General features: G+C 71.5%; 16 protein-coding genes. 3 read left to right on the top strand and 13 right to left on the bottom strand.

Going from position 1 to position 12,219, the window contains the following annotated elements; genetic code table 11:
- Window positions 1–31: 31 nt before the first annotated feature.
- Together I2501_RS28940 and I2501_RS28935 are read left to right on the top strand one after the other, a co-directional pair.
- Window positions 32–865, top strand: coding sequence for a thioredoxin domain-containing protein (locus I2501_RS28940; protein ID WP_196197222.1), 834 nt, complete (start codon window positions 32–34; stop codon window positions 863–865).
- A 19-nt stretch (window positions 866–884) separates the two neighbouring features.
- The gene (locus I2501_RS28935) at window positions 885–1,577 is read left to right on the top strand and encodes a vitamin K epoxide reductase family protein (protein WP_196197221.1); all 693 of its coding nucleotides are present in this window, start codon (window positions 885–887) and stop codon (window positions 1,575–1,577) included.
- A 75-nt stretch (window positions 1,578–1,652) separates the two neighbouring features.
- Here I2501_RS28935 and I2501_RS28930 read toward each other — a convergent pair whose 3' ends face one another.
- The 7 genes from I2501_RS28930 to I2501_RS28900 form a co-directional block, all read right to left on the bottom strand.
- The gene (locus I2501_RS28930) at window positions 1,653–1,850 is read right to left on the bottom strand and encodes a hypothetical protein (RefSeq protein WP_196197220.1); all 198 of its coding nucleotides are present in this window, start codon (window positions 1,848–1,850) and stop codon (window positions 1,653–1,655) included.
- Between the two features lie 11 nt (window positions 1,851–1,861).
- Window positions 1,862–2,038 carry an eL43 family ribosomal protein gene (locus I2501_RS28925; protein WP_196197219.1) on the bottom strand — a complete coding sequence of 59 codons (177 nt, stop codon included), beginning with the start codon at window positions 2,036–2,038 and terminating at the stop codon, window positions 1,862–1,864.
- 80 nt (window positions 2,039–2,118) lie between these two features.
- Window positions 2,119–2,373 (bottom strand): sigma factor, encoded by a 255-nt coding sequence (locus I2501_RS40770; RefSeq protein WP_196197218.1) that lies wholly within the window; start codon window positions 2,371–2,373, stop codon window positions 2,119–2,121.
- Window positions 2,374–2,452: 79 nt separating this feature from the next.
- A complete protein-coding gene (locus I2501_RS28915; protein ID WP_196197217.1) occupies window positions 2,453–3,118 on the bottom strand; it encodes a class I SAM-dependent methyltransferase in 666 nt (221 codons plus the stop codon).
- 44 nt (window positions 3,119–3,162) lie between these two features.
- Window positions 3,163–3,513, bottom strand: coding sequence for a winged helix-turn-helix domain-containing protein (locus I2501_RS28910; RefSeq protein WP_196197216.1), 351 nt, complete (start codon window positions 3,511–3,513; stop codon window positions 3,163–3,165).
- Window positions 3,510–4,259 carry a hypothetical protein gene (locus I2501_RS28905; RefSeq protein WP_196197215.1) on the bottom strand — a complete coding sequence of 250 codons (750 nt, stop codon included), beginning with the start codon at window positions 4,257–4,259 and terminating at the stop codon, window positions 3,510–3,512. The genes I2501_RS28910 and I2501_RS28905 overlap by 4 nt, the downstream gene beginning before the upstream one ends.
- 146 nt (window positions 4,260–4,405) lie before the next feature.
- A complete protein-coding gene (locus I2501_RS28900) occupies window positions 4,406–4,702 on the bottom strand; it encodes a putative quinol monooxygenase (protein WP_196197214.1) in 297 nt (98 codons plus the stop codon).
- A gap of 110 nt (window positions 4,703–4,812) precedes the next feature.
- Here I2501_RS28900 and I2501_RS28895 point away from each other — a divergent pair, with 110 nt between their 5' ends.
- Window positions 4,813–5,778, top strand: a complete 966-nt coding sequence (locus I2501_RS28895) for a GlxA family transcriptional regulator (protein WP_196197213.1) — start codon at window positions 4,813–4,815, stop codon at window positions 5,776–5,778.
- Window positions 5,779–5,872: 94 nt separating this feature from the next.
- Here the strand turns inward: I2501_RS28895 and I2501_RS28890 are convergent, their stop codons facing one another.
- The 6 genes from I2501_RS28890 to fae form a co-directional block, all read right to left on the bottom strand.
- Complete coding sequence (locus I2501_RS28890; RefSeq protein ID WP_196197212.1) at window positions 5,873–6,430, bottom strand: YceI family protein; 558 nt, start codon at window positions 6,428–6,430, stop codon at window positions 5,873–5,875.
- A 180-nt stretch (window positions 6,431–6,610) separates the two neighbouring features.
- Window positions 6,611–7,807, bottom strand: a complete 1,197-nt coding sequence (locus I2501_RS28885) for an iron-containing alcohol dehydrogenase family protein (protein ID WP_196197211.1) — start codon at window positions 7,805–7,807, stop codon at window positions 6,611–6,613.
- 46 nt (window positions 7,808–7,853) lie between these two features.
- Entirely contained in the window at window positions 7,854–8,813 is a 960-nt protein-coding gene (locus I2501_RS28880; protein ID WP_196197210.1) for an NAD(P)-dependent oxidoreductase, read from the bottom strand.
- 76 nt (window positions 8,814–8,889) lie between these two features.
- Window positions 8,890–10,440 (bottom strand): aldehyde dehydrogenase, encoded by a 1,551-nt coding sequence (locus I2501_RS28875; protein WP_196197209.1) that lies wholly within the window; start codon window positions 10,438–10,440, stop codon window positions 8,890–8,892.
- Window positions 10,437–11,549 carry a mandelate racemase/muconate lactonizing enzyme family protein gene (locus I2501_RS28870; protein WP_196197208.1) on the bottom strand — a complete coding sequence of 371 codons (1,113 nt, stop codon included), beginning with the start codon at window positions 11,547–11,549 and terminating at the stop codon, window positions 10,437–10,439. Before I2501_RS28870 ends, I2501_RS28875 begins: the two co-directional genes overlap by 4 nt.
- A complete protein-coding gene (fae, locus tag I2501_RS28865; RefSeq protein WP_196197207.1) occupies window positions 11,546–12,148 on the bottom strand; it encodes a formaldehyde-activating enzyme in 603 nt (200 codons plus the stop codon). The genes I2501_RS28870 and fae overlap by 4 nt, the downstream gene beginning before the upstream one ends.
- Window positions 12,149–12,219: the final 71 nt, after the last annotated feature.

Raw genomic sequence — 12,219 nt, 5'->3', positions numbered from 1 at the left:
CCGCACTTTTTCTTTTCCCGTGAGGACAGCCATGAGCAACACCGTGAACCGCAACAACCCCCATGCCAACAAGCCCGCTTCCGCGCGTGAGCGACTGCAGTACGAGCGCGAGGCGCAGGCCCGCAAGCAGGTCCGGAACCGCCGGATCGGCATCGGCTCGGCCGTCGTCGCGGTCGTCGCCATCGGCGCGGTGGTGGCCGTCACCGTGGCCGGCAACAGCGGCGGTAGTGGCGGGAGCGGCAGCGCCGGGGCGAACCAGCCGCTGGTGACCCCGGCACACGCGTCCGGCCCGAACGGGACCGTGATCGTCTACGGCAACCCGAACGCCAAGCACACGCTGGACGTGTGGGAGGACTTCCGCTGCCCGGTCTGCGACAAGCTGGAGAAGGCCGACGGCCCGACCATCAAGCAGCTCGCCGACAACGGCACGTACAAGATCCAGTACCACCTGGCCACGTTCCTGGACAACAACCTGGGTGGCACCGGCTCGATGGACGCCCTGGAGGTCGCGGGCGCCGCGCTCAACGACGGCGGCCCGACGGCGTTCAAGGCGTTCCACGACGTCCTCTACGCCAACCAGCCCTCCGAGGAGACGGACGGTTTCGGCAACCTCAACACCCTGCTCGACCTGGCCAAGAAGGTGCCCGGCCTGGTGACCCCCCAGTTCACCAAGGACGTCGAGAACCGCGTCTACGCGCCGTGGGCGCAGAAGGTCTCCGACGCCTTCAACAGCAGCGGCATCCAGGGCACGCCCACGCTCAAGCTCGACGGGCAGGTGCTCAACGTCTTCGACAGCAGCGGCAACGCGGTGACCCCGGCGCAGTACACGAGCCTGGTCCAGCAAGCCGTCGGCGCGAACAAGTAGTGGGCGGGAGCAGACGAGGATGAACCCCGAACTCACGGCCGCGCCTGCGGCCGGGGCTGGTGTCGGGCCCAGCGGCGGGTCTGGTGTCGGGGCCGGCGACGGCAGCTGGATCACCCACCGGGTGGGCGCGACGCGCGGCTACGCCTGGCTGCTGCTCGTCGCCGGCGCGCTGGGCCTGGCCGCCGCGATCACGCTGACGCTGGAGAAGATCCGGCTGCTGGAGAACCCGCACTACACCCCGAGCTGCAACATCAACCCAATCATCAGCTGCGGCTCGGTGATGCGCACCGCGCAGGCGTCCGCCTTCGGCTTCCCCAACTCGCTGATCGGCGTGGGGGCCTTCGCGGTGGTCGTCACCATCGGCGTCGTCGCTCTGACCGGCGTCCGCCTGCCCCGCTGGTTCTGGCTCGGCCTCCAGGCCGGGACGCTGTTCGGGATTGGCTTCGTCTGCTGGCTGATCGACCAGACGCTCTACTCGATCGGCGCGGTCTGCCCGTACTGCATCGTCGTCTGGACGGCCACGATCCCGCTGTTCTGGTTCACCACCGTCCACAACCTCCGCACGGGAACCCTCCCGCTTCCGAGCGGCGCGCGGGCGTGGGTCCAGCGCACGGGCGTGCGTTGGGCGTGGGTGGTCCCGGTCGCGGGGTACGCGGTGATCGTGCTGCTGGTGCTGAACCGGTTCTGGTGGTACTGGTCGACGCACATGTAGGACGCGACGGACGTCGTGAGGTCCCGCTCTGCTCCGGCAGGTCGGGGCCTCACGTCACCGCTCAATACTCACCGCTCACCGGAAACGCAGCGTGCTGCTCGTCCCTCTGGCGAGGAGATCGGCGTAGGCCTCGGCCCCGTCGAGGGGCAGGTAGTCGGTGACCGGGTCGCCGGTCCGGAACAGGTCGGTGGCGCACGGCAGGCACCAGGGGCTCCGGGTGTCGCGGTCGATGATGACCGCGGGTTGACCGCAGGTTCCGCACGCGTGCTGCATCGCGCCCTCCGTCATCCGCTCCAGGTGGCTCCGCAGTTGGTGCAGCCCCAACGGCCGCTCATCACCTGGTAGGTGGCCGAGCTGCCGCAGGCCGGGCACGACATGTCGCGAGCCTCGTGGTCGTCCTTGTCGGGCATCGTAGTCGGGGCGTGGCGGACGGTCGGCGGTTCGAGCAGGATGGCAGCCAATGGAGTGACGGTTGATGCGAGTGGTGGCTCCGTCCTCTCCCGCCCCCCGACGGGAGAGGACGGAGCCGTTTCGGTGTGGGCTAGACGTCGTAGCCCATCGTGTCCGGGCTCATGACGGAGAGGAAGGCGTTGACGAGCGTGGTGCGGGCGTAGCCGTCGAGGTTGTCCAGGCGGTGGATGCGATGCCAGTGCCGGTAGAGCCTGGTGAGCGCGGTCTGCGTCAGGTCGTCCGCCTGGTGCCAGTCGCCGCAGAGCAGATAGGCCACGCGCCGCAGCCAGGGCACGCGCGTGCTTGCGAACTCGCAGAACTCGGCGTCCCGTTGGTGTTCCGTCACCGGATCACCTCCCTTCTCACCTGTCTAATGCGACGGCAGGCAGAAGGGTTGCATGCGGATGTCCGGACGATCAGAAGATTCAGTCCGTGCGCTGCGCGGCGCCCAGGATGTGCCGACCGGCGGGGGAGGGGAGCCGGGTGTCGGGGAAGGTGAAGGTGCGGACGTCGGTGAGGGCGAAGCCCGCCGCGTCGATCGCGGAGCGGGTGTCGCGGCCGGTGTGGCAGCCGCCGCAGAGCAGCGGCCAGAAGGTCGCGTCCACGGCCCGCTGGACCCGGCGCATCGCCGGGGACTCGGCTCGCACGTGCTCGAAGAAGCGCAGCTGCCCGCCGGGCTTGAGCACCCGGCGGGCCTCGGCCAGCGCCGCCGCCTGGTCGGGGACCGAGCAGAGCACCAGACAGACCACGACCGCGTCGACGGACGCGTCGTCCGCAGGGAGCGCCTCCGCACTGCCCGCCACCACCTCGACCGGGACCGGTGCGGTGCGCGCGGACTCGGTGGCCAGCGCGCGCAGTTGTTCCTCCGGCTCGACGGCGAGGACGCGGGTGACGGTGGGCGGGTAGTACGGGAAGTTCAGCCCGTTCCCGGCGCCGATCTCCACCACCGTCCCCGACAGTCCGGCGAGCAGGCGTGCGCGGTGGTCGCCGATCCCGGCCCGGTCCAGCGCCGGACCGGCGACGCGGGACCAGAGCCGAGCGAAGAGCGGACGGCGGACGCTGCCGGAGGAGGCGCTTGCGGCGACGGGCATGCGCGGTCACCACTTTCACGGGCTGACGGTGTGTGCTGCGCCCCTCACGATAGTTCGGCCGCGTCGTCGACGCGCCGGATGAGCTCCTTGAGGTGCGAGATCTCCGCGAGGAACGCGGCGCGCCCCTTCTTGGTGATCCGGACCCAGGTGCGGGCGCGGCGACCCTCGTAGCCCTTGTCGACCTCGATCAGTCCGGCCTCCTCCAGCACCTGGAGATGGCGGGAGAGGTTGCCCGCGGTGAGGTCGAGCGCCTCGCGGAGGAAGGTGAACTCGACCCTGGCCGACTCGTGCAGCACCGCGAGGATGCCGAGGCGGGCGCGCTGGTGGACGGTGTCGTCCAGGCTCTGGGTGGGGTGGCTGTACGGGTCCTCGCCGCTCCGGTCGTCGTCGGTCACGTCGGCTGCCCCTGGGCCGACAGGATGCGGGCACGGTTGCGCCGGACCGACGTCAGGCCGAAGCCCAGACCGCCGAGCAGCAACGTGAATCCGGCGAGCCAGAGGTTCGGGACCCACATCCAAGCCGCGGACGGCGTCCAGCCGATCAGTGGGGTCTGGTTCTCGACGTCGTAGAGGTTGGAGATCAGGGCCACGACGAGGAAGAGTACGGCGAATCCCGCCAGCGGAACGCTGCGTTCGAGCCGGGCCAGGACGAACAGGCCGAGCGCCAGGGCCAACAGCGGTGTCATGCCGCGGATCCCCACGTCGCCGGGCATGTTCAGCAGGCTTCCGTGCATGATGTGGCGGCTCACCTCGGGCGTGGCGAGGACGGTGACGGCGAGCAGGACGAGCCCCACCACCAGATAGGGCCAGATCCGACCGGCGACGCCGACGCGTCGGGCGCGGAGCAGGTAGAAGCCCAACGTCACGGCGTAGCCGAGGCTGGCGGCGATCGCCCAGTAGAGCGAGATGCCGAGCGAGCCGGCGGGCACGGCGTCGCCGTGGATGACGACGAGGCAGACGGCGCCCCCGTGCAGGCAGACGGGCACGTTGAACAGGTACAGCGGCGCGGCGCAGATCACGAGCAGGCCGAAGACGACCAGCGGGAACCAGAACCCGTGCCGGGCGGCCCGGGTCAGCCTGCTCGCGGACGTCGCGGCGGCCAGGAGTTCTGCGGGCGAATCGTGGTGTGGATCGTTCACCATGGTTGTAACTCCCCCAATTTGTTGTGCCATCAGGTTTGCATCGCAAACCGTTTTGCGCAAGACTCCTCCATCAAGGGGGAGTTGGGGGAAGGTCCGGGATCCGCCCTCTCGGGGGTGGGGCGGATCCCGGACCGCACGTCAGCGGCTCAGCGGCCCTTGGTGGCGAGGACGTCGACCGGCGTGATGACCGGAGTGCCGGCCAGCATGGTCGGCGCCGAGTCCATCAGTGCTGCCGCGATCCTGCCCTGGAGGTGGGCCTGGCGGCCCTCCTCGTCCGCGAAGGTGTCGAAGATGCCGAAGGTGGTCGGGCCCTCGCGGAAGGCGTACCAGGTGAGGGTGTGGGGCTCCTGCTCGGCGAGCGCGGCTGCGTTGGTCAGCAGTGCCGCGACCTGGTCGGCGAACTCGGGCTTGGCCTCGATGCGTGCTAGCAGACCGATCGTCATTCGGATTCACTCCTTGTGTGTGCTGTGGTGCGGGGTGCGGTCATGAACCTATGGCCGGGGCCGGGAGCATGATCAGTGGCAGAAACGACATCATTGATAGGGTTTCCGCCATGAAGGTGGCGGTTCTTGTCTACGACGGAGTGTTCGACTCCGGGCTCGCGGCGGTCCTCGACGTGCTCGACGGCGCCAATGCCATGGCCGAGGCGGACGAGGCGCGCAGCGCCGGGCCGCAGTGGACGGTGACGACCGTCGGCTTCGCGCCGCAGATCCGAACGGGCGCCGGGCATCTGGTCGAGACCGCTCCGATCGACCACGTCGACGAGGCCGACCTGCTGGTCGTCCCGGCGCTCGGCGAACGCCGCCCGGACGCGTTGCTCGCCGCCGTCGGCTCCGAAGCCCTCGCCCCGGTACGGGAGTTGGTGGCGGACGCGGCCGGCCGCGGGCTGCCGATCGCGTCGGCGTGCACCGGCACCTTCCTGCTGGCAGAGGCGGGTGTCCTCGGCGGGCTGCGGGCGACGACGAGTTGGTGGCTGGCTCCGGTGTTCCGCGACCGGTACCCGGAGGTCGAGCTGGACCAGAGCCGGATGCTGGTCAGCTGCGGTGGGGTGACCACCGCGGGCGCGGCGTTCGGGCATGTCGACCTGGCACTCTCGGTGGTGCGGGCCGGGAGTCCGGCGCTGGCCGATCTGGTCGCCCGGTACCTGGTGATCGACGAGCGGCCCTCGCAGTCCGCCTACACGATCCCGAGCGCGCTCGCGCAGAACGACCCCACGGTCGCCGCGTTCGAGCGCTGGGTGCGGGAACGGCTGGCGCAGCCGGTCTCGATCCCGGAGGCCGCGCAGGCGTTGGGAGTGAGCAACCGGACCCTGCAGCGTTCGGTGCAGCGGGTGCTCGGCACCTCGCCGATCCGCTTCGTCCAGGACCTGCGCGTCGAGCAGGCCTCCCACCTGCTGCGGACCACGGACCTGTCGCTGGAGGTGATCGCCCGCCGGGTCGGCTACGAGAACGCCAACACGCTGCGGGTGCTGCTGCGTGAGCGCACGGGCAGGACGACGTCCGCCCTGCGCGGTGTGTGACGTCGTGGCATCCGACGCTGCGCAGGGCGGACGTGGGGACATCTCCGGCTGATTCCGGTGGATTCCGGCGGGAGGGTGGGCGGCGGGCGGCCGGTCAGGACGACTGGCGGACGGCGGAGATCTCGAACTCCAGGACCACCTTCTCGCCGACCAGGACGCCGCCGCCCTCCAGGGCCGCGTTCCAGGTCAGGCCGAACTCCTTGCGGTTGATGGTCACCGAACCCTCAAGGCCCACACGGAAGTTGTTCATCGGGTCCATGACGGCGCCCTGGAACTCGAACGGGATGGTCAGCGACTTGGACACGCCCTTGATGGTGAGATCGCCGGTCACCTCGTAGCGGTCGTTCTCGACCTGGCGGACGCTGGTCGAGACGAAGGTGATCTGCGGGTGGTTGGGCGCGTCGAGGAAGTCGTTGGTGCGCAGGTGGCCGTCGCGCTGCTCGTTGCGGGTGTCGATGCTGTCGGCCTGGATGCTCACCCGCACCGTCGAGTTGGCCGGGTTCTCGCCGTCGAGGTGGGCGGTGCCCTCGAACTTGTTGAACGCGCCGCGCACCTTGGTCACCATGGCGTGGCGCGCCACGAAGCCGATCTGGGTGTGCGCGGGGTCGAGGACGTAGTCGCCGGTGAGTTCACTGCGGGTGACGGAAGTCATGAATCTGCTCCACGGACATCGGGGCCGCGCCGAGCGCGGCGGGCGAACCGTTGGCCCGCGCGGGGCGGGGCGGGGCGAGGCCGAGTCGCCTCAGCCGTCACCCTAGGCGGGCACGTGGTGGCCCGCCTCCCGGGCCGGGGCCGGACGGGTGAGCCCGGCCCCGGCGCTTGCATGGGTCCCTCAGAGCAGGGGGCGGAGCAGCTCCAGGATCTCGGCCTCCGTGGGGGTGCGCGGGTTGTTCTTGGTGACCGCGTCCGCGAGGGCGGCGGTGGCGATCGGGTGGAGCAGGTCCGCCGTCACGCCCAGGTCCCGCAGCGGGCGCTTGACGTCGACGGCGCCGGCGATCTCGTGGACGGCGTCGATCGCCGACGTCGCCTGGAGCGCGTGGGCGGCCTGGGCGTAGGCGGCCGGGGCGGAGTCCAGGTTGTAGGCCATGACCTCCTCGAAGACCGCCGCCAGCGCCACGCCGTGCGGGGTGCCGGTATGGGCGGTGATGGCGTGGCCGAGGCCGTGGACCAGGCCCAGGCCGGACCGGGTCAGCGCCTGTCCGGCCAGATGGGCGCCGAGCATCAGTTGGCTGCGGGCTGTAAGGTCCGCGCCGTCGCGGTAGGCGGCGGGCAGCCAGTGGCCGACCAGGGTGACGGCCTGGGTGGCGTAGGCCACCGACAGGGCGTTGGCGCCGCGCGAGGCGAGCGACTCGACGCCGTGGACCAGGGCGTCGATGCCCGTGGCGGCGGTGATGTGGGCGGGGATGCCCAGCGTCAGCTCCGGGTCGAGCAGGGCGACCAGCGGCTTGACCGAGGCGTGGCCGATGTACAGCTTGCGGCAGGCCGCGGTGTCCTCGATGACGCCGAAGCCGTTGGTCTCCGCGCCGGTGCCGGACGTGGTCGGCACGGCGATCAGTGGCAGGCCGTCGAAGGCCTCCCACAGCTCGTCGGCGTCGGCGGCCCGCGCGCCGGCGTTGCCGACCAGCAGGGCGATGCCCTTGGCGGCGTCCAGGCTGGAGCCGCCGCCCAGGGCGACGACCACGGCCGGACCGAAGGCGCGCGCCGCCTCCGCGCCCGCGTCGACGTTGGCGGTGGACGGGTTGGGGCCGACCTCGGCGTAGACGCCGGTCTCGAGTCCGGCGTCGGCGAGGACGGACAGCACCCGGTCGAGGATGCCGACGGCCTTGATCCCGGGGTCGGTGACGACGAAGGCGCGCCGCTGGCCCAGGCCGTCGATCAGCTCGGGCAGCCGGGCGATGCTGCCGGGCCCGAACACGGTCCGGCCGGTGGGCTCGGCGTCGAAGGGGGAGAGCGGTGCGAGCGGGCTGGGTGCGAGCGTCGCGGTGGCGGGCCAGCCTGTGGGGAAGTCGGTCGTGGGGGAGTCGGTCATGGGTGGGCTCCGGGCGATGGGTTGACGGATCGTCAGTCAGGCAGGGTCAGGCGGCCGGGGCCGGGTCGACGGGGGCGCCCGAGTCGACGGTGGCGACCGGGACGGTGAGGGTGGCCAGCCGGAACTCCTGTCCGGCGAGCTCCTCGTAGAGCCGCACCGGGCTCATCTCCCCGGCCAGCTCGCCGTACCGGGACTTGGCCCGGCGGTAGATCTGCTCGACCAGCGCGGACAGCTCGGTGGAGACGCCCACGTCCCGGCCCAGGTCGACGGCCAGGCCCAGGTCCTTGCAGGCCAGCACCATGGCGAAGGAGTCGTCGTAGTCGCCGCGTTCCAACACCGACAGCATGTCGCTGTCGAGGAAGTGGGACGCGGCCGGGCTGGCCAGCAGGGACGTGCGCAGCACGTCCAGCGAGACGCCCGCCTTGACGCCCATGGCCAGCACCTCGGAGGCGGCGACCAGATGGCTGAACCAGAGCAGGTTGATCATCAGCTTGACCGTGTAGCCGGCCCCGTTGGGGCCGACATGCAGGATTCGCTCCGGCGCTCCCATGGCGCGCAGGACCGGCAGCGCGCGGGCGAAGTCGGCGGGGTCGCCGCCCGCGAAGATCTGCAGCGTCCCGGCCTCGGCGCCCTTGGCCATGCCGCTGACCGGCGCGTCCATCGCGCGGACGCCACGCGGCGCGAGCCGGTCCGCGTCGATCCGGCGGGCGACCTCGGGCGTCGAGGTGGACATGTCGATCCAGAGCGCGCCCTCGCGCAGCGCGTCCGCCGCGCCGCCCTCCAGCAGCACCTGCTCGACGATGCGCGGCGTCGGCAGCATGGTGATCAGCACGTCCACCTCGGCCGCGCAGGCGGCGGGGGTGGACGCCCAGGCTGCGCCGCGCAGCAGGTGTTCCTCGGCGGCCTCCTCGCGCACGTCGTGCACGGTGAGGGAGAAGCCCGCGTCGAGCAGGTTGCGGGCCATGTGGCGGCCCATGTTGCCCAGGCCGATGAAGCCGATCGTCATGTGCGGTCTCCAGAGGAAGGCATGATGATACGTCAGAAAGTGGTGGGAACGGAGTCGTAACGGGGGAGCGGCAGGCTCAGGTGAGGTCGATCCAGGTGGTCTTGAGCCAGGTGTAGCCGTCCAGCGCGTGCAGGGACTTGTCCCGGCCCGCGCCGCTGGCCTTGATGCCGCCGAAGGGCGTGATCACGTCGCTGGCGTCGAAGGTGTTGACCCAGACCGTTCCGGCGCGCAGGGCGCGGGCGGCGCGGTGGGCGGTGCCGATGTCGCGGGTCCAGACGGAGGCGGCCAGGCCGTAGGCGGAGTCGTTGGCGATCCGGACGCCCTCGTCGACGTCGCCGTCGTAGGCGACGACCGCCAGTACCGGCCCGAAGATCTCCTCCTGGCCCAGGGGCGAACCGTTGTCGACGTCGGCCAGCACCGTCGGTTCGACGTGGTAGCCGCCAGTCTCGGCGAGGACCCGGGCGCCGCCGCGGACGAGGCGGGCGCCGTCGCGCTGACCTCGGGCGATGTGGCCGAGGACCGTCTCCAGCTGGCCCTCGTCGACGAGCGGGCCCATGACCGTGGCCGGGTCCAGCGGGTCGCCGAGGCTGAAGGTCTCCTCGGTCACCTTGGCGATCTCGGCCAACAGCCTTTCCCTGACCGACTCGTGGACCACCACGCGGGATCCCGCGTTGCAGGTCTGCCCGGCGTTGTAGAAGATCCCCCAGGAGATCGCGGACGCGGCGGCGGTCAGGTCGGCGTCCGGCAGCACGAGTTGGGCCGACTTGCCGCCCGCCTCCAGAGCCACCTGCTTGCCGTTGGACTCGCCCGCGTAGACCTGGAAGAGGCGGCCGACCTCGGGTGAGCCGGTGAAGGCGATCTTGTCGACGTCACGGTGGCGACCGAGCGCCTGACCCGCGGTCTCGCCGAGGCCGGGGACGACGTTGAGCACGCCGTCAGGAAGCCCTGCCTCGGTGGCGAGTTCGGCCAGGCGCAGTGCGGCGAGCGAGGTCTGTTCGGCGGGCTTGAGCACCACCGAGTTGCCGGTGGCCAGCGCCGGGGCCAGCTTCCAGGAGGTGATCAGCAGCGCGTAGTTCCACGGCACCACCGCGCCGACGACGCCGAGCGGCTCGCGGGTGATCAGCGCCAGCGCGCCGTGCGGGGCGGGGGCGACCTCGTCGTAGGTCTTGTCCAGCGCCTCCGCGTACCAGGCGATGGTCTCGGCGGTCTTGACCACGTCGATGCGGACCGACTCGGTGATCGGCTTGCCCATCTCCAGGGTGTCCAGCAGCGCCAGCGTCTCGGCGTCGGCGAGGACGAGTTCGGCCCAGCGCAGCAGAACCGCCTTGCGCTGCTTGGGATCCAGCAGGCGCCAGCGGCCGTCCTCGAAGGCCGTCCGGGCGGCGCGGACCGCGTCGTCGACGTCGTCGGCGTTCCCGGCGTGGACCTGGGCCAGCACCGAGCCGTCGCGCGGCGAGACGGTGGCGAAGGTCGCGCCGGAGCGGGCGTCGCGATAGCCGCCGTCGATGTAGGGGCGGGTCTCGAACTCCAGGCGGGAGGCGGCCTCCAGCCACTGGCCGTGCGAACGGGCCAGCAGTTCGGGGACGGTGGGGCGCGGGGTCTCTACCGGCTGCGTGGGGGTGCTCATCCGATCCTCCAGCGGGCGATCGCTTCCTCGTCGAGCTCGATACCGAGCCCCGGCTTCCACGGCACTTCCAGATCGCCGTTGGCGTCCACGGCGACCGGCTCGGCGAGCATGAAGTCGCGCCGCTCCGGCGTCCAGCCCGGCGGGTCGTACGGGAACTCGAAGTACGGGCCGCCGCCGACACCGGCCGCCACGTGCAGGTTGGCCAGCACGCCGATGCCGTTGGTCCAGCTGTGCGGCGTGAACTGACGGTGCTTCAGGTGGGCGACCTCGGCGATGGTGCGGGCCCGGTGCATGCCGACGGCCAGCACCACGTCCATCTGGTAGACGTCCAGGGCGTCCTGCTCCAGATAGCGCAGCAACTCGGTGGCGGAGTGGTGCATCTCGCCTGCGGCGATGCGCAACCCGGGGTTCTCCGCGCGCAGTTGCTTGAAGCCGTCGACGTCCGCGTAGGGGAGCGGCTCCTCCACCCAGAAGACGTCCAGCTCGGCCAGGCGCGCCACGGTGCGCCGGGTCGTGGCCAGGTCGGCGGAGGGAGCGGTGTCGCCGGCCATCCGCCAGGACTGGTTGAGGTCGACCATGATCTTGAACTCCGGGCCGAGCTCGGCGCGGACCGCCCGGACGGCGGCGATGCCCTCGTCGGCGCGGTCGCGGTCGATGCGGATCTTCATCGCGCGGAATCCGGCCTCGCGCACCCGGAGTGCGGTGGCCACGCGCTCCTGGGGCGACTTGAGCTCGCCCGAGGACGCGTAGGCGGGGACCTTGCGGGCGACGTTGCCGAAGAGCGCAGAGACCGGCAGTCCGGCGACCTTGCCGATGATGTCCCAGAGCGCCACCTCCAGCGGCCAGTAGTAGCCGCCGTGGAAGTTGGCGGTCTCGATGGCCCGCACGTGCCGGGTGATGTCGAGCGGGTCCTCGCCGACGAAGAGGTGGCGGAAGGCGTCGAAGCCGTCCATCGAGTCGCCGGAGCCGATGCCGGTCACGCCCTCGTCGGTGTGGACGCGGACGATGGTCGCGTCGAAGTGGCGACGCGGGACCGGGTCCCAGGCGGCGTGGAAGGGCGGGGAAAGCTCCAGCCGGAGCCGGTCGAGGGTGATGTCGGTGATCTTCATATGCGCGCCCCCGCAGTGGCCTCGGCGGAGGCGTCGGAGGCGTCCGAGGCGAACGAGGCAGGCGCCGAGGCGGCCAGCTGTGCCGCGTCGGGGGTGTAGAAGGCGTTGACCGGCCCCTGCTCGGCCGCCGCCAGTACCTCCGCGAGGGTCGGCGTCCCGGCGACGGCGGCGGCCAGCGCCTGACGGGCGGCGACCCGCTGGTTGCGGAAGCAGGCGTCCAGGTCGTCCACGGCCGGGTCGACCCAGACCGCCGCGATCAGCAGCAGCGCGTCGGCGTCCGCCGCCGGGATCGCGCCGTCGGCCACGGCGTCGGCGATACCGGCGACCAGCCCGGCCTGCGCCGCGCCCCAGGTCGCCCGCTGGTGCAGCTCGCTCGTTGCGGCGGCCTTGTTGACGAAGAGGGTGAGCGGCTTGACGGGCACGTTGGGCCGCAGCACCGCGACGAAGGGCGCGTACCCGGCGCTGGGGGAGGCCAGTGCGGTCGCCCACGCGGTCTCCACCGGGCCGCCCTTGCGTCCGAGGACGACGTTGGTGTGCGCGGCGTTGGGTCCCGCCCCGACGAAGGACTCGCCGATCAGCGCGAGGGACGCAAAAGGCATGCGACAGCTCCCGGTTGGTGGTTGTGGCCGGAGGGGCGGGCCGGTGGGCCTGCGGCTGCCGACGGTGCCGT

Source organism: Streptacidiphilus fuscans, from assembly GCF_015690355.1.
Taxonomy (GTDB): domain Bacteria; phylum Actinomycetota; class Actinomycetes; order Streptomycetales; family Streptomycetaceae; genus Streptacidiphilus; species Streptacidiphilus fuscans.
The sequence above is the reverse complement of the archived record's forward strand: the minus strand, read 5'-3'. Positions and strand labels throughout refer to the sequence as shown.

Coding starts and splice junctions, on each gene's coding strand:
- I2501_RS28870 (WP_196197208.1), bottom strand. CDS start 11,549: ATGAAGATCACCGACATCACCCTCGACCGGCTCCGGCTGGAGCTTTCC.
- I2501_RS28930 (WP_196197220.1), bottom strand. CDS start 1,850: ATGCAGCACGCGTGCGGAACCTGCGGTCAACCCGCGGTCATCATCGAC.
- I2501_RS28905 (WP_196197215.1), bottom strand. CDS start 4,259: ATGGTGAACGATCCACACCACGATTCGCCCGCAGAACTCCTGGCCGCC.
- I2501_RS28915 (WP_196197217.1), bottom strand. CDS start 3,118: ATGCCCGTCGCCGCAAGCGCCTCCTCCGGCAGCGTCCGCCGTCCGCTC.
- I2501_RS28935 (WP_196197221.1), top strand. CDS start 885: ATGAACCCCGAACTCACGGCCGCGCCTGCGGCCGGGGCTGGTGTCGGG.
- I2501_RS28900 (WP_196197214.1), bottom strand. CDS start 4,702: ATGACGATCGGTCTGCTAGCACGCATCGAGGCCAAGCCCGAGTTCGCC.
- I2501_RS28940 (WP_196197222.1), top strand. CDS start 32: ATGAGCAACACCGTGAACCGCAACAACCCCCATGCCAACAAGCCCGCT.
- I2501_RS28890 (WP_196197212.1), bottom strand. CDS start 6,430: ATGACTTCCGTCACCCGCAGTGAACTCACCGGCGACTACGTCCTCGAC.
- fae (WP_196197207.1), bottom strand. CDS start 12,148: ATGCCTTTTGCGTCCCTCGCGCTGATCGGCGAGTCCTTCGTCGGGGCG.
- I2501_RS28895 (WP_196197213.1), top strand. CDS start 4,813: ATGAAGGTGGCGGTTCTTGTCTACGACGGAGTGTTCGACTCCGGGCTC.
- I2501_RS28880 (WP_196197210.1), bottom strand. CDS start 8,813: ATGACGATCGGCTTCATCGGCCTGGGCAACATGGGCCGCCACATGGCC.
- I2501_RS28885 (WP_196197211.1), bottom strand. CDS start 7,807: ATGACCGACTCCCCCACGACCGACTTCCCCACAGGCTGGCCCGCCACC.
- I2501_RS28875 (WP_196197209.1), bottom strand. CDS start 10,440: ATGAGCACCCCCACGCAGCCGGTAGAGACCCCGCGCCCCACCGTCCCC.